Below are 13,748 nucleotides of genomic sequence, written 5' to 3'. Positions count from 1 at the left end.
ACCGGGGCGGTTCGATGGCGGACCGTCCCGCAACGAAGGAAACACGATGTCCGATACCGTCAGCCTCAGCCTGACCGAAGCGCAGGACCTGCTGACAGCGGCCTTTCTGGCCGCAGACCTTCCCCCACCCGTCGCCACGTCGGTCGCGCAGGCCCTCGTGGCGGCCGAAGCCGAAGGCCAGGCGGGCCACGGGTTTTCGCGCGTGGCCGACTACGTCGCACAGGTCCGGTCGGGCAAGGTGAACCGCACAGCGAATATCCGGGTGACGGAACGCGGGGCCGCGTCGCTGCTGGTGGACGCCGATTGCGGCTTCGCTTACCCGGCGCTCGATGCCGCACTCGACCATGGCCTGCCCGTGGCGCAGGCGCAGGGCATCGCCATCATGGCGATCACCAACTCGCACCATTGCGGGGCCCTGTCGGTGCAGGTGGACCGCATCGCGCGCGCCGGGCTGATCGGGATGATGGTCGCCAATGCACCCAAGGCCATCGCCCCATGGGGCGCGGCCGCACCGCTATTCGGCACCAACCCCATCGCGTTCTCCGCCCCGCGCGACGGCACGGACCCGCTGGTCATCGACCTGTCGCTGTCCAAGGTCGCGCGCGGCAAGGTGATGAACGCCGCGAAGTCCGGCAAGACCATCCCCGACGACTGGGCGCTCGACACGGACGGCAACCCCACCACCGATCCCCACGCAGCGCTTGCGGGCACGATGGTGCCCATCGGCGGGGCCAAGGGCACATCGCTCGCGCTGATGGTGGAAATCCTCGCCGCCGTGTTCACGGGCGCCGCCATGAGCCATGAGGCCAGCTCCTTCTTCTCCGCCGACGGGCCGCCGCCGCGCGTGGGCCAGACGCTGATCGCCATCTGCCCCGATCCGGCCAGCGGCTTCGCCGCCCGGCTCGAAAGCCTGCTCGGCCAGATCGAGGGCATGGAGGGCGCGCGCCTGCCCGGCACGCGGCGCTTGGCCGCACTGGACCGCGCCCGCGCGGCGGGGTTGGACGTTCCCGCAGCCTACGTGACGCAGGCAAGGGAGATCGCGGATGGCCGATGACACGACCGGAACCACGGACGCGGGCATGATGGCCGGCTGGCAGACGCGTCTGCGCAAGATCGTGCCGGGGCTGCTGCTGGCCGTGGTGATCGCAATGGCCAGCCAATTCGTGTCGGAACATTACGGCGCACCCGCGATGCTGCTGGCGCTGCTGTTCGGCATCGCCATGAACTTCTTGTCCGAAGACCCGCGCAGCGCGCCCGGCATCGCCTTCGGCGCGCGCACGGTGCTGCGGGCGGGCGTGGCACTTCTGGGCCTGCGCATCAGCTTCGACATGGTCGCGGCCCTCGGCTGGCCCATCGTGGCGCTGGTGGTGCTAATGGTGCCGCTCACCATCGGCTTCGGCCTGTCGGTGTCCCATCTCTTCGGCTTCCGCTACCGCTTCGCCGTGCTGTCGGCGGGGGCCGTGGCGATCTGCGGCGCATCCGCCGCCATGGCCATCGCCGCCGTGCTGCCCAAGGACGAGAAATCCGAGGACCGGCTGGTGTTCACGGTCGTCGGCGTCACCGTCCTGTCCACCGTGGCGATGATCCTTTACCCGATGTTCAGCGGCTGGCTGGCCTTCGACGACGTCACCGCGGGCATCTACATCGGCGCGACGGTGCATGACGTGGCGCAGGTCGTGGGCGCGGGCTTTTCGATCTCGGAACAGGCGGGCGAAACCGCCACGCTGGTCAAACTGCTGCGCGTGGCGATGCTGGCGCCCGTGGTGGTCATCACCGCGCTGATCCTGCGCAGCCGCGACGACACGGCCGCCGCCGATGGCAGCCGCCCGCCGCTGATCCCCGGTTTCGTGATCGGCTTCGTGGCGCTGGCCACGCTGAATTCCGCCGTCGATCTGCCCCGCTTCGTGCTGACCTTCGCCCAGGACGGCGCGGGCTGGCTGCTGCTGACGGCCATCGCCGCCGTGGGGCTGAAGACAAAGCCGGCCGAGATCCTGAAGGTCGGCCGGTCCGCCGCGGCGATGATCGTGACCCAGACCGTGTTTCTCGCGGTGGTCGTGGCGCTTGCGCTGACTCTGCTACCCATCGCCCCCTGAGCGCAAAGGACACGCCCCATGACGGACATGGCCGACGATCCCGACCTTCCCCGCCACATCCTGATCCCCGTCGCGCTCGATCACGACGGCGCCGCGGCGCGCAAGCTCGCCTTCGCGCGGCGGATGCTTGCCCCCGGCGGGCGGATCACCCTGCTGACCGTGCTGGAACAGATACCCGCCTTCGCCGCCGAATTCGTCACGGTGAAGACGGAAAACCACCTGTCGCAGAAGGTGCTGGCGAAACTCGAGGCGGTGGCGCAGGGCGCCGCGGACGTGGACTGCCGGATCGCAAGCGGAAAGCCCGGCATGCAGATCGTGCAGGTCGCGCGCGACATCGGGGCGGACCTGATCCTCGTGGCGGCGCATCACCCGGCAGCGGTGGAATACTTCCTCGGCTCCACCGCGGCACGCGTGGCCCGGCGGGCCCCGTGTTCGGTCCACATCCTGCGCTGATCCACGTCACGTGCCGGATGCGGGCCGGGACGCATCCAGACCCGACGCGCGCCCCACGCGATCCAGTAGACGCCGCGCCGTCACCCGCGCGGCAGCGCCTGCCGGTCGAAGGACACCGCCTTGACCAGCGCCACCACGGGCTGACCCGGCACAAGCGCCAGATCGGCCACCGCCGCCCGCGTCACCCGCGCGCGCAGGTGCTGCCCGCCCAGATCGAGCAGCACCTCGGCAAAGGCCGAGGCCTGTTCCGGGTCGATCCGCAGCACCGTCGCGTCCAGCATGTTGCGGATGCTCAGCCCCGAAGGCCGCGCCAGCGCCAGCGACACGTCCCGCGCCCGCACCCGCAGCCGCACCGCCTGCCCGGTCGCCAGCCCGATCTGCGGCACCTCGATCGCCCCGCCCCCGCGCAGGTCCACGCGCGTCAGGTGCAGGCCCGCGTCCTGCGCCCCGATGCGCCCCTCCAGCACGGTCCCCGCCTCGAACCGGCCCTGCACGTCGGCCAGATCGAGCCGCTCCAGCACTTCGGCCACGCCGCCGGTGGCGACGACCCGGCCCCCGGCCAGCGCCACGATACGGTCGCAGACCTGCGTCACCTCTTCCAGCGCATGGGTGACATAGATCACCGGCACGCCGAAGGCGGCGGGCAGCCGCGCGATATAGGGCAGGATCTCGCCCTTGCGCCTTGTGTCGAGCGCCGCGAGCGGTTCGTCCATCAACAGCCACCGGGGCCGCGCCAGCAGGGTCCGCCCAATGGCCACCCGCTGCCGTTCCCCGCCCGACAACTGCCCCGCGCGCCGGTCGAACAGGGGTGCGAGGTCCAGCATGTCGACCACGTCATCGAACCCGTATCCCGCCTGAACCCCGCGTGCCCGCCGGTCGGCATAGCGCAGGTTGTCCAACGCGGTCAGATGCGGAAAGAGACGCGCATCCTGGAACACATACCCCACGCCGCGCCGGTGCGGCGGCACGAACACCCCCGGACCCTGCCAGACCATGTCGCCGTGCGTCACCCGGCCCGCGGCCCCGCGCTCCAGCCCAGCGATGATCCGCAGAAGCGTGGACTTGCCGCAGCCGGACGGGCCGAACAGCGCGGCGATCCCCTTGCCGGGAAAGACCTGCGCCACCGCCAGCGAAAAGGCCGGGAACCGCAGCGCCACGTCGAGCGTCAGATCGCCCATGGCTTACCCCACATGGACCGGGAAGCGGCGGTTGACCGTGTAGACCCCCAGCAGCACCACGAAGGAAAACACCAGCAGGATCGCCGCCAGACCGTGCGCGGTGGCATAGTCGATGGTCTCCACCGCCTCGTAGATCTGGATCGACACGACCTTGGTGCGGCCCGGAATGTTGCCCCCCACCATCAGCACCACGCCGAACTCGCCGACCGTATGGGCGAAGGTCAGCACCACCGCCGTCAGGTAGCCGCGCAGCGCCATGGGCGTCGCCACCGTGAAGAACGCGTCCCACGGCCCCGCGCGCAGGGACGCCGCGGCCTCCAGCGGCGCGCGTCCCACGACCTCGAACGCGGCTTGCAGGGGCTGCACCATGAAAGGCAGCGAATAGATCGCCGACGCCACGACCAGCCCCGTAAAGGAAAATGTCAGCGTCGATCCCGTGGCCGACAGCCACAGCCCGCCCAGCGGCGCCGAGGGGTTGAGAAACACCAGAAGGTAGAACCCCAGCACCGTCGGCGGAAGCACGAGCGGCAGGGCCGTCACCGCCTCCACCGCCGGTTTCAGCCGCGACCGTGTCTGCGCCAGCCACCACGCGACGGGCGTACCGACGACCAGCAGCACCAGCGTCGTCACCCCCGCCAGTTGCGCCGTCAGCCACAGGGGGCCAAGATCGGGCAGCGCCATCATTCCGCCGCTCCGTAGCCGAAGCGGTCGATCACCGCCGCCGCCTCCTGCCCGCGCAGGAAATCGAGGAACGCGCGCGCCGCCGCATTATCCGCGCCCGCAGTCAGCAGCACCGCATCCTGCCGGATCGGCGCATACATCGCCTGCGGCACGTCCCAATGGCTGCCCTTGGTCTCTGCGCGCGGGCTCAGCACCGCCGACAATGCCACGAACCCGATCTCCGCCGCGCCAGTGGCAACCATGGCATGGGTCTGGCCGATATTCTGGCCCATCACGATCTTCGGTTGCAGCGCCTCCCACAGGCCCAGCGATTGCAGCGCTTCCCGTGCCGCGATGCCGTAGGGCGCTAGGTCCGGGTTGGCGATGGCGACGAAGCGCAGGCCGGGGTCCGCCAGCGCCGCGCGCCCGTCACCGCCGATCCGCGCGGGATCTGCGCTCCACAGCGTCAGCCGCCCCACTGCATAGGTGAAGCCGCTACCCGCCACCGCGCGCCCTTCGTCCAGAAGCCGCGCGGGCGTCGCCGCATCCGCCGACAGCAGCACGTCAAACGGCGCACCCGCTTTGATCTGGGCGTAAAGCTTGCCCGTGGACCCGGTCGTGATCTCCAGATCGTGCCCCGTCGCGTCCCGGAACGCGGGCAGCAGCGCGTCCGCCGTTTCGGCGAAATTGGCCGCGACCGCCACAAGCGCGGTGTCGGCCCGCGCAGCGGCAGGACCCGCAAGGCACAGCATGAGGGCAAGGATCAGGCGGAACGGCGCTGACACGGGCAGGGTCCAACGGCAATATGTTTCACCGAAAATATCGCCCGGTGGCACAGGCACGGTCAACCGTTATTTCCCACCGGGAATATCCCGCCGCGCCGCCTGCAACTCGGCCAGACGCGCGGCCCCGCCCGCGGCGGCCTCCGCCTCCAACGCGCGATACTGCCCGAGCACCGCGCGCCCAAGGTCGGTCAGTGCGGCCCCGCCGCCGCCCGTCCCGCCGCGCGTGCTGTCCACCAGCGGCCCCGCGAACATCGCGTTCAGCGTGCCCACCAGTTCCCACGCGCGCTTGTAGCTCATGCCCATCTCGCGCCCTGCCCCGGCGATGGACCCGCAACGCCCGATCCGTTCCAGCAGGTCGGCCTTGCCCGGCCCCATGACAGCGCCATCGCCAAAGACGATGCGGATACGCAGCCGTGGGTCATCGGGATCGGGTGCCATTGCGGCAGCTTCCCGCGTCCCGCCGCCGGACACAAGGGCGCTACCCGTCAAGCTGCGCGAACACCGCCACCCAGCAGGCGGCCATGTCGCCGTCAAACGCCGCCACCCCGATCTGCAGGGCCCGGCGCTTGGCCCGCAGGGCCAGGTCCTCGCGCCATTCCGACGCCAGCTTCAGCCCCTGCTCCGCCGCCCAGGCATCCACCTGCGCCACGAAGGGCCGGTCCGGCTTCACGATGTCGAACAGCCGCAGTTCCGCCGTGCGCTCGATCCGGTCCATCTCCTCGGCTAGGAACCGGCGCGGGAACAGGTCCTCGACCGTGGCACCGTCCATGCCCACCAGCGCGGCTACGTCCAGCACCCGGCCGGGCAGGTCGCGGTAGATGTCCGCGCGCAGCGCATCGCCCATCGCCACGCCCTCCGCGTCGCCGTCCAGCAGCACGCGCGGCAACGCGTCTTCCCGGCCCGTCAGGATCTCGGCGATGATATGCGCCGTGCGCGTGCCGCCCGCGGGGGCGAAGACGATCTCCCGCTTCGGCGTGATCCGCCCCGCCCCCAGCAGCAGCGTCTTGATCGCGGTCAGGTAATGCTGGTCGGCCCGGCCCCTGACAAGAACCGGCAGGCATTCGGGCATCATCCCCTCGGCCACGCTCAGGTTCAGCGCCGACTGCACGGCATAGGCTGCACCCCGCTGGGTATCGGTGCCCTCGGCCCCGCCCAGATGCGCAGTGACCTTGGTCGTGCCGTCGCCGGTCACATAAACCTTCCGCGCCCGGTCAAGCCGATCCGCCTCCACCAGGAACGGCGAGTGGGAGGTATAGATGATCTGGTTGGTCCGCCCCAACTGCTCGAAGAACGCCGAAAGGTCGCGCTGCGCCAACGGGTGCAACGACACCCCCGGCTCGTCCAGCAGCAGCACCGCATCCCGGTGCGCACCTTTGCTTTCGACCAGGAACACGAGGTAGAAACTCAGGAACCACTGCAGGCCGGTGGAGCGGTTCTCCAGCTCCACCTCCGCCGGGCGGCGGCTGTCCGACACCCAGATGCGAAAGAAATTCCCGTCCGCCTCGAACCGGAACCGGTAATCGCCCTGCTGCCACCAGTCCTTGAAGCTGCGCGTCAGGTCGGTGCCTGCCGATTGCAGCAGGATAGACCGGGTCCGCTTCTGCTCCGCGATCTTTTCAAGGTCCTTCTCGTCGGGCTGCTTCTGCGATCGCCCGAACCAGCCCGACCGCTTCGGCTCCGCCTGCGACGGCTTGAGCACGTCGCTGCCAAGATCGAGGATCTCCTGCGCGCTCAGCCGCACGAAGCCGAACAGCACCCGCAGCGTGCGCGCCTTCGCGGCCTCCTTGGTGCCCAGATCCTCCCGTTCGAGGTTCTCGACCACATGGGGCAGGTAGATCTCGGAATCGAGGTTCCCGTAATTGGAATAGTAGACGAATTTCGGCAGCGCCTTGACCACCGCCGCGCGCACGCCTTCGCGGCCATGGGGCGGCACGGCCTCCAGCCGCGACTGTTCGCGCACCAGTGCCGCCGCCAGATCCCGCACCAGCGGCACCAGCGCGCTTTTCTCGTCCGGCTCGGGCGGCAGCGCCGCCATGATCCGGTCGCGCATGTCCGCCAGCGCCCCGGCCTCCCGCGCGTCGCCATCGTGCAATTCCCGCATGATCGCGTCGATCTCGGCCAGCACGGCATTATAGACCGCGCCCTCATCGCGCAGCGGCATCACCTCGTCGATCAGCGCGCGCGACCGGCCAAGAATTGCAGCCAGATCCGTCGCAGGCATGGTCGTGATGACCGCATGTTCGGGAAAATACAGGTCGTAATGCCCGTCATGGAACCGCCGCACCCGGACCAGCGACGCGTCCGTCAGCGGCAGACCCGACAGGCCCGCGACCCTTTCCGCCACCGGCCCCAGCACGAATTCCGCCTCGATGAACCAGTAGGCGCCGGGATCGGCCCGGATCTCGCCGAATTTCGGCTTGGGATAGTCCGAGGTCGGCTCGATCTCGCCCTCGCGCGCAGGGTTCAGCTTCCACAGGGGCAACAAAAGGTTGGTCTTGCCGGATTCGTTCACGCCGATCAGCGCCGTGACATCATCGACCGTCATCCATCCGCTGGTATCGACCGACCGGAAATCCCGCACCTGAAACTGGACAAGCCGCACACGCATCTCCCTTCGCTGGCGCCGGGGCGAGATGCCGTCCTGCGCAATCCGGATACCATCTAGGTACCCGGTGGGGGATACGCCATGGGCCGGCGGCTGTCATGGCCGCTGACGCATCCGTGATCGGGAAAAATGCGGCCTTTCCGGGCCTATGGCACCGGCGCGAAGGTCCGGTACACCAGCGCCGCCCCCGCGTCCGCCGCCGCCGCATCTGCCAGCGCGCGCACCTTGTCGCGGTGAGGCGAGCGGCTGCACACCGGGTCGGTCGCCGACGCATCCCCCGCCAGCGCCAGCGCCTGGCAGCGGCAGCCGCCGAAATCGATCTCGCGCCGGTTGCAACTGCAGCACGGCTCCTGCATCCAGTCGGTCCCGCGATAGGCGTTGAACGCCGCACCCTCGTACCAGATCTCGGCAAGCGGCCGGTCCTGCACCCGGTCGAAGCTCAGATGCGGGATCGTCTGCGCCGCGTGGCAAGGCAGGACGGTGCCGTCCGGCATCACGTTGAACCCGGACGACCCCCAGCCCCCCATGCAACGTTTCGGAAACTCCGCATGGTAATCCGCCGGAACATAGTCGATCACCAGCCGCCCGCCCAGCCGCGCGCGCGCGTCGCGCACCATCGCGTCAGCCTCCCGCGCCTGTTCCAGCGTGGGCATCAGTGTGCCGGTGTTCCTGATGGCCCAGCCGTGGAACTGCACCGTGGCCACCTCGATCCGCCGCGCGCCCATCTCCTCGGCCATTTCCAGCGCGCGGGGCAACTGGTGCAGGTTGCGCCGGTGCATCACGAAGTTCAGCGTCAGGGGAAAGCCGATGTCGCTTATCCAGCCCGCGACCTCCATCTTGCGATCGAACCCACCGCGATAGCCGCCGATCGCGTCGGCCATGGCCGCGTCGGTGCCCTGCAAGGACAGTTGCACATGGTCCAGCCCCGCGGCCTCCAGCGCCAAAAGCCGGTCCCGCGTCAGCCCGATCCCGGACGTGATGAGGTTCGTATACAGCCCCGCGCCCGCCGCGGCCGCGACCAGCTCTTCCAGATCGCGCCGCGACGCGGGCTCGCCCCCCGACAGGTGCACTTGCAACACGCCCATCGCCGCGGCCTGCGCGAAGACATCCACCCAGACCTCGGTCGGCAATTCGCCGGCCTTGTGGGTCAACTCCACCGGATTGGAGCAATAGGGGCAGGACAGCGGGCAGCGATGGGTCAGTTCCGCCAGCATGGCGATAGGGCGCGCGATCCCGATCATGCCGCCACCACGTCCAGGAACCGCCGGTTGCGCAGCCCGCCAAGGAACCGCGCTGCATCCGCCGCGATCCGGTCGGCGGGCGCGTCGTACCGCGCGGCCAGCATAGCGGTGATGGTCCCGAAATCGCGCGTGCCGTCCACTTCGTCCAGGATCGCCAGCCCGATCTCGTCCAGCATCAGCACCCGTTCCGGCGCCAGCAGCACCCAGACGCCGCGCACATCGTCGAAGCGCGTGCGCACGCCGCGTGGCAGGCTTGGGACATCCGTCGCTTCCATCATGACGCCTTCCGCGCCGCCACGCGCAGCCCTTCGTCGGGTCGCCACGCGCCCGGGGGGATGCGCGCGGGCTCGACATACGCGCCCCACAGCGCGTCGAGCTGCGCCCACAGCACATCGGTCTTGAACGTCAGCGCCGCCGCCGCCGCGTCCTGCTTTTCCGCCGTGTCTGCGTGATCCAGCACCCAGCCCAGCCCGAAGGCCACGTCGCGCGGCGCCTCCTGCAAGCGGTTCCGGAAATAGGACAGCGCGCTGTCGTCCGCGAAATCGTAGTTCTTCAGCAGCCCCGCGATCCGTTCGGAATGGATCTTCGGCGCGAACAGTTCCGTCAGCGAGGCCGCCACCGCCTCCAGCAGCGACTTGTCGCGCACGAACCGCACATAGGCATCGACGGCAAAGCGCGTCGCAGGCAGCACGCCACGGGTGGAGGCGACGTAATCCGGGTCGAGCCCCACCGCTTCGGCCAGCCGCAGCCAGCGGCGGATGCCGCCTTCGTTTTCCGCCGTGCCGTCGTGATCCTCGATCCGCGACCGCCACGCCCGGCGCAGGTCGGGGTTGTCCACCCGGCTCATGAAGGCCGCGTCCTTCATGGGGATCGAATGCTGGTAATAATAGCGGTTGATGACCCAGGCCCGCACCTCGTCGATGGTGCAGCGCCCGCCATGCAACCGGTCGTGAAACGGGTGCAGGTCGTGGTAGCGTTCGGCACCGATCCGGCGCAAGCGCGCCTCGAAAACGTCTCTGCCGTCGGTCATGGCGTGATCTCCATTCCATCCTGTCCGATGGTCCAGCCCGCGGCCTCGGCCTCGGCGCGTTCCGGGCTGCGCGGATCCAGCACCGGGTTGGAATTGTTCATGTGCACGAACACCTTGCGGCGCACGTTCAGATCGCGAAACGCCGCGATGGAACCGGCCTCCCCCGCCATCGACATGTGCCCCATGCGCTCGCCGGTCTTGGTGCCCAGCCCCGTGCGCTGCATCTCGTCATCCGACCACAGCGTGCCGTCGAAAAAGACCGCGTCAGCCCCGCGCAGCCGATCGCGCAGGCCATCCGTCAGCGCCGCACAGCCGGGGATGTAGAACGCCACGCGCCCGCCCGCGCGCAATTCCACGCCCACGGTCTGCTCGCCCATCAGGTCGGTCTGCACCGCGTCCCCTTCCAGATACAGCGGCACCTTGCCCGGCACCGGGAACAGCACCGCCTTCAGCCCCGGCGCGATCTCCACGGGCTGCTCCAGCGCCACGGCCACGCGCGGCACCACAGACGGCCTCAGTGCCCCGAAGATCGGGTTGGCCTCCAGCACCGCGTGGATGCCCGCCGTGGCATACAGCGCAAAGGGCTGCACCTCCCGCAGGGTCAGCAGGCCCGCCACATGGTCGATATCGCCATTCGTCACCAGCACCGACTGCAGCGGGAGATCCCGCAGTCCGGTCGGATACAAGGGCGCCGCCCCGGCCAACTGCACCCGGATATCGGGCGAGGCGTTCAACACGGCCCAGTCGCGCCCGTTGCCCGTCACCGCAAGCGAGGATTGCGTCAGCGCCGGGATCCTGCCCGCGCGGGCGGCATTGCAGTTCGCGCAGCCACAATTCCACTGCGGCAGGCCACCCCCGGCCGCCGCCCCGAGAACAAGGGCGCGGAATCCCATCGCGCGACCCCGCGCCCGCCGATCAGAACAGGACGCCGCGGGCGTCGTCTTCGTGCTCGGGTCCGTACATGTTGATTTCCATGCCGCATTCGATCTCGCGGATCATCGGTGTCGTCCAGGCCATCGGGTCCTCCCTCATGGGGTTTCAGGAACGTGCCGGGGATGCCCGGCACATCCCGCACCCTAGGCGGCGCCGCCCCGCCCCCGCTACCCGACCTTGGTCGGATCAGGGTCGTAGACGCGTGCATGCCGCCTTGCCGGCCCACGGGCCCCGGCGTTGCGCGAACGGCTCAGGCGAACGGGTCAACCAGCCGCGCGCCGGTCGCGGCGAAATCGACGGTGTTGCCCGTCACAACGATACCGTCGCGTGCCAGCGCCTGCGCCGCGATCATCAGGTCCGCGCCGGGATGCCCGATCCGCGCCGACAACTGCCCCCAGTGCCGCGCGTCCCGGTCGTCGAACGGCAGGATGCGATCCCCGAACAGGGTGACCGTGCGATTGATCCACGCGCGCAGGTCGCCGGCGAAGCCGGGGTTCTGCCGATCCTGCAAGGCGATGCCGCGCTCGATCTCGCCCAGCGTGACGACGCTCAGGAACAGGTCGGATTCGTCCCGCGCGGCCAGCCAGCGGGCCACCTGCGGTGCACGATCCGCCCGCCGCACAGCCGAAATCACGTTGGTATCGAGAATGTAGATCACGGCGCCCCGATCACAGGACCACGTCGCGCGGCACCGCCTGCGCGCGCGGGATGTCAGCGGCATCGTGGGCAGCCGGTCCGGGGAAGCTCATCAGATGCGCGGCGAAGCTTTCGCGCTGCGCCTGCGCCTGCCCCAGCAGGCGGCGGTATTCTTCCACCGACAGGACCACGACCACGGGCTTGCCCCGGCGCGTGACCTCTTGCGGGTGACCGGACAGCGCAGCGTCGACCACGGCGCTGAATCGGTTCTTGGCATCCTGAAGGGTCAGCATCGATCCGTCCTGAGCTGGCTAGATAGCTGTCTAGATATATTATCCTGCGCCGTCCGGCAAGTCCCGAGGGCTACCAAGGACGGATATGCGATCTTGTTCCCAGCATCGACACCCTGCCTCCAGGGGCCGCGCCCGAGCCAAGGAGGGCGCAGCGATCCGCCAGAGCAAGGCGGAATGCGCGAAAGAATCGCTGTCGTCAGCATGACACGCGGCATCGCCAAAGCACACTTCCGGAGGGAGGCTCGGGCCAGACCCCTCTTCGGCGCGGTGCCAAGGCATCCCCGCGTTCCGTTTTCCCGCCAGCCTGCTAGATCAGGACCCAACGGAACCCAAGACAAGGACGACCATGATACGCATCGGCATCGGCATTCTGGCCGTGATCGCGGCGCTGGCAGCACTCTGGCAGATCGACCGCACGCGTGGCGACCTGCGCACCGAAAGGGTCACGCTGGCCGGATCGCCCGCGACGGTCTACCGCCCCGTCACTCCGCGCGACGGCGCGCCGCTCGTGGTGGTCGCGCATGGCTTCGCCGGGTCGCGCCAGATGATGCAGGCGCTGTCCTTCACGCTCGCGCGCGCCGGGTCCGTGGTGGTCGCCTTCGATTTCATCGGCCATGGGCGGCATCCCGGCCTGATGTCGCCGCAGGTGGAAACCGTGGACGGCACCACCGCCGCGCTCGTGGACCAGACCTTCGCCGTGGCGCAGGCGGCGCGCGCGCTGCCGGGCGCGGGAGCCGGCCCGCTGGCACTCGTGGGCCATTCCATGGCGACGGACGTGACGATCCGCGCCGCACAGCGCCTGCCCGACATGGCCGCGATCGTGGCGATCTCCATGTATTCCGACACGGTGACCGCCGATTTCCCCGAGCACCTTCTGATCGTGTCGGGCGCGTGGGAACAGCGCCTGCGCGACGTCGGCCTGCGGTTTCTGCAACAGGTGGACCCGGCGGCGGCCGAGGGCGACACGGCGACCGCGGGCGCCGTGCAGCGCCGCGCCGTCGCCGCGCCGAATGTCGAACATGTCGGCGTGCTCTACAGCCCCACCACCCTTGAGGAAGCCCGCGACTGGATCGCCATCGCCACGGGCGGCCTGCCCGTCGGTCCCGTGGCCGCGGGCTTCGGCCCGGCGATGCTCGTGCTGCTCGGGGCCGTGGTCGTGGCCTACCTTCCGCTGTCCATGCTGGCCGGTCCCCCCTGTCCGGCCCCGCCGCCCCCGTCGCGGCGGCGCTACCTTGCGGCCATCGCCCTGCCCGTGCTGCCCGCCGCCGCCGCGATGGTGCTCCTGAAGGACCAGGGGACCGTCGCGGGCTTCGTCCCGCTCGCCGCGTTCCTCGGGGTCTGGGGCGCCGCGCAGCTTGCCGTGCTTGCCCGTGGCGGCTGGCGGCCTGACCGGCCCCGCCTGCGCGCGCTCGCCCTGCTCGTCGCATGGGGGCTCGTGTTCGCGCTGGTGCTCGACGCCGCCTTCTCCGCCTTCATTCCCATGGGTCCGCGCGCGGGACTGATGGTGCTCTTGCTGCTTGGCGCGCTGCCCTTCGCCGTCGCCGACGCCGCCCTCGCCCATGGCGCGCCCCTCTGGCGGCGGGTGCTGGCGCGGCTGATCCTGCTGACCGCGCTCGCCGCGACCATGATCGCAGCGCCCCGGCCGCTCGGCCTGATCTTCACGGTGCTGCCGGTGCTCCTGCTCTTCTGGCTGGTCTATGGCAGCTTCGCCCGCCTCACCGCCGCCCGCGCGGGCACGACCACCGCCGCCATCGGCAGCGCGCTGGCCCTGGCCTGGGCGCTCGCCGCCAGCACGCCGCTCTTCGCGCTGCCCTGACCGGCTTGGCACGGCACGCCGCAGA

At 69.9% G+C, this 13,748-nt stretch carries 16 protein-coding genes; 4 read left to right on the top strand and 12 right to left on the bottom strand.

Annotation, left to right across the window (positions count from 1 at the left end):
• Positions 1 to 46 precede the first annotated feature (46 nt).
• Genes DDE13_RS03195 through DDE13_RS03185 form a run of 3 tightly spaced genes read left to right on the top strand, consistent with a single transcriptional unit; the run spans position 47 to position 2,546 of the window.
• Positions 47 to 1,054, top strand: a complete 1,008-nt coding sequence (locus tag DDE13_RS03195; protein WP_111401378.1) for an Ldh family oxidoreductase — start codon at positions 47 to 49, stop codon at positions 1,052 to 1,054.
• The gene (locus DDE13_RS03190; protein WP_111401376.1) at positions 1,044 to 2,093 is read left to right on the top strand and encodes a YeiH family protein; all 1,050 of its coding nucleotides are present in this window, start codon (positions 1,044 to 1,046) and stop codon (positions 2,091 to 2,093) included. The genes DDE13_RS03195 and DDE13_RS03190 overlap by 11 nt, the downstream gene beginning before the upstream one ends.
• A gap of 18 nt (positions 2,094 to 2,111) precedes the next feature.
• Positions 2,112 to 2,546 carry a universal stress protein gene (locus DDE13_RS03185; RefSeq protein WP_222626015.1) on the top strand — a complete coding sequence of 145 codons (435 nt, stop codon included), beginning with the start codon at positions 2,112 to 2,114 and terminating at the stop codon, positions 2,544 to 2,546.
• 80 nt (positions 2,547 to 2,626) lie between these two features.
• On the opposite strand, the gene modC is transcribed toward DDE13_RS03185, so the two are convergent.
• The 12 genes from modC to DDE13_RS03125 all read right to left on the bottom strand — a co-directional run bounded on the left by modC (position 2,627) and on the right by DDE13_RS03125 (position 11,907).
• The gene (gene modC, locus DDE13_RS03180; RefSeq protein WP_111401374.1) at positions 2,627 to 3,724 is read right to left on the bottom strand and encodes a molybdenum ABC transporter ATP-binding protein; all 1,098 of its coding nucleotides are present in this window, start codon (positions 3,722 to 3,724) and stop codon (positions 2,627 to 2,629) included.
• Between the two features lie 3 nt (positions 3,725 to 3,727).
• On the bottom strand, positions 3,728 to 4,408 hold the full coding sequence (gene modB / locus DDE13_RS03175; RefSeq protein ID WP_111401372.1) for a molybdate ABC transporter permease subunit: 681 nt from the start codon (positions 4,406 to 4,408) through the stop codon (positions 3,728 to 3,730).
• Positions 4,405 to 5,169, bottom strand: a complete 765-nt coding sequence (gene modA / locus DDE13_RS03170; protein ID WP_235868566.1) for a molybdate ABC transporter substrate-binding protein — start codon at positions 5,167 to 5,169, stop codon at positions 4,405 to 4,407. The genes modB and modA overlap by 4 nt, the downstream gene beginning before the upstream one ends.
• 66 nt (positions 5,170 to 5,235) lie before the next feature.
• The gene (locus DDE13_RS03165) at positions 5,236 to 5,607 is read right to left on the bottom strand and encodes a winged helix-turn-helix domain-containing protein (protein ID WP_111401370.1); all 372 of its coding nucleotides are present in this window, start codon (positions 5,605 to 5,607) and stop codon (positions 5,236 to 5,238) included.
• A gap of 40 nt (positions 5,608 to 5,647) precedes the next feature.
• A complete protein-coding gene (locus tag DDE13_RS03160) occupies positions 5,648 to 7,777 on the bottom strand; it encodes an AAA family ATPase (RefSeq protein ID WP_222626014.1) in 2,130 nt (709 codons plus the stop codon).
• 143 nt (positions 7,778 to 7,920) lie between these two features.
• Positions 7,921 to 9,015, bottom strand: coding sequence for a pyrroloquinoline quinone biosynthesis protein PqqE (pqqE, locus tag DDE13_RS03155; RefSeq protein WP_111401368.1), 1,095 nt, complete (start codon positions 9,013 to 9,015; stop codon positions 7,921 to 7,923).
• A complete protein-coding gene (gene pqqD, locus DDE13_RS03150; RefSeq protein WP_111401366.1) occupies positions 9,012 to 9,293 on the bottom strand; it encodes a pyrroloquinoline quinone biosynthesis peptide chaperone PqqD in 282 nt (93 codons plus the stop codon). The genes pqqE and pqqD overlap by 4 nt, the downstream gene beginning before the upstream one ends.
• Positions 9,290 to 10,045, bottom strand: a complete 756-nt coding sequence (pqqC, locus tag DDE13_RS03145) for a pyrroloquinoline-quinone synthase PqqC (RefSeq protein WP_111401364.1) — start codon at positions 10,043 to 10,045, stop codon at positions 9,290 to 9,292. The genes pqqD and pqqC overlap by 4 nt, the downstream gene beginning before the upstream one ends.
• The gene (gene pqqB, locus DDE13_RS03140) at positions 10,042 to 10,938 is read right to left on the bottom strand and encodes a pyrroloquinoline quinone biosynthesis protein PqqB (protein ID WP_111401362.1); all 897 of its coding nucleotides are present in this window, start codon (positions 10,936 to 10,938) and stop codon (positions 10,042 to 10,044) included. Before pqqB ends, pqqC begins: the two co-directional genes overlap by 4 nt.
• A 22-nt stretch (positions 10,939 to 10,960) precedes the next feature.
• Positions 10,961 to 11,062, bottom strand: coding sequence for a pyrroloquinoline quinone precursor peptide PqqA (pqqA, locus tag DDE13_RS03135; protein ID WP_111401477.1), 102 nt, complete (start codon positions 11,060 to 11,062; stop codon positions 10,961 to 10,963).
• Positions 11,063 to 11,228: 166 nt separating this feature from the next.
• Positions 11,229 to 11,636, bottom strand: coding sequence for a type II toxin-antitoxin system VapC family toxin (locus DDE13_RS03130; RefSeq protein WP_111401360.1), 408 nt, complete (start codon positions 11,634 to 11,636; stop codon positions 11,229 to 11,231).
• 10 nt (positions 11,637 to 11,646) lie between these two features.
• Complete coding sequence (locus DDE13_RS03125; RefSeq protein ID WP_111401358.1) at positions 11,647 to 11,907, bottom strand: type II toxin-antitoxin system Phd/YefM family antitoxin; 261 nt, start codon at positions 11,905 to 11,907, stop codon at positions 11,647 to 11,649.
• A gap of 346 nt (positions 11,908 to 12,253) precedes the next feature.
• On the opposite strand from DDE13_RS03125, the gene DDE13_RS03120 reads away from it, so the two are divergent.
• Positions 12,254 to 13,723: an alpha/beta hydrolase gene (locus DDE13_RS03120; RefSeq protein WP_111401356.1), complete on the top strand. Its 1,470-nt coding sequence runs from the start codon at positions 12,254 to 12,256 to the stop codon at positions 13,721 to 13,723.
• The last annotated feature ends 25 nt before the right edge of the window (positions 13,724 to 13,748 follow it).

This window comes from Meridianimarinicoccus zhengii, assembly GCF_003254465.1.
GTDB lineage: Bacteria > Pseudomonadota > Alphaproteobacteria > Rhodobacterales > Rhodobacteraceae > Meridianimarinicoccus > Meridianimarinicoccus zhengii.
Note: the sequence above shows the minus strand (reverse complement) of the source record. Positions and strands in the feature narration are given on the sequence as shown.

Bases quoted from the DNA above. Each gene is read 5' to 3' on its own strand.
- pqqE (WP_111401368.1), bottom strand. From the start codon at position 9,015: ATGATCGGGATCGCGCGCCCTATCGCCATGCTGGCGGAACTGACCCAT.
- modC (WP_111401374.1), bottom strand. From the start codon at position 3,724: ATGGGCGATCTGACGCTCGACGTGGCGCTGCGGTTCCCGGCCTTTTCG.
- pqqD (WP_111401366.1), bottom strand. From the start codon at position 9,293: ATGATGGAAGCGACGGATGTCCCAAGCCTGCCACGCGGCGTGCGCACG.
- pqqA (WP_111401477.1), bottom strand. From the start codon at position 11,062: ATGGCCTGGACGACACCGATGATCCGCGAGATCGAATGCGGCATGGAA.
- DDE13_RS03185 (WP_222626015.1), top strand. From the start codon at position 2,112: ATGACGGACATGGCCGACGATCCCGACCTTCCCCGCCACATCCTGATC.
- DDE13_RS03160 (WP_222626014.1), bottom strand. From the start codon at position 7,777: ATGCGTGTGCGGCTTGTCCAGTTTCAGGTGCGGGATTTCCGGTCGGTC.
- DDE13_RS03190 (WP_111401376.1), top strand. From the start codon at position 1,044: ATGGCCGATGACACGACCGGAACCACGGACGCGGGCATGATGGCCGGC.
- DDE13_RS03125 (WP_111401358.1), bottom strand. From the start codon at position 11,907: ATGCTGACCCTTCAGGATGCCAAGAACCGATTCAGCGCCGTGGTCGAC.
- DDE13_RS03120 (WP_111401356.1), top strand. From the start codon at position 12,254: ATGATACGCATCGGCATCGGCATTCTGGCCGTGATCGCGGCGCTGGCA.
- modB (WP_111401372.1), bottom strand. From the start codon at position 4,408: ATGATGGCGCTGCCCGATCTTGGCCCCCTGTGGCTGACGGCGCAACTG.
- DDE13_RS03195 (WP_111401378.1), top strand. From the start codon at position 47: ATGTCCGATACCGTCAGCCTCAGCCTGACCGAAGCGCAGGACCTGCTG.
- DDE13_RS03165 (WP_111401370.1), bottom strand. From the start codon at position 5,607: ATGGCACCCGATCCCGATGACCCACGGCTGCGTATCCGCATCGTCTTT.
- pqqB (WP_111401362.1), bottom strand. From the start codon at position 10,938: ATGGGATTCCGCGCCCTTGTTCTCGGGGCGGCGGCCGGGGGTGGCCTG.
- pqqC (WP_111401364.1), bottom strand. From the start codon at position 10,045: ATGACCGACGGCAGAGACGTTTTCGAGGCGCGCTTGCGCCGGATCGGT.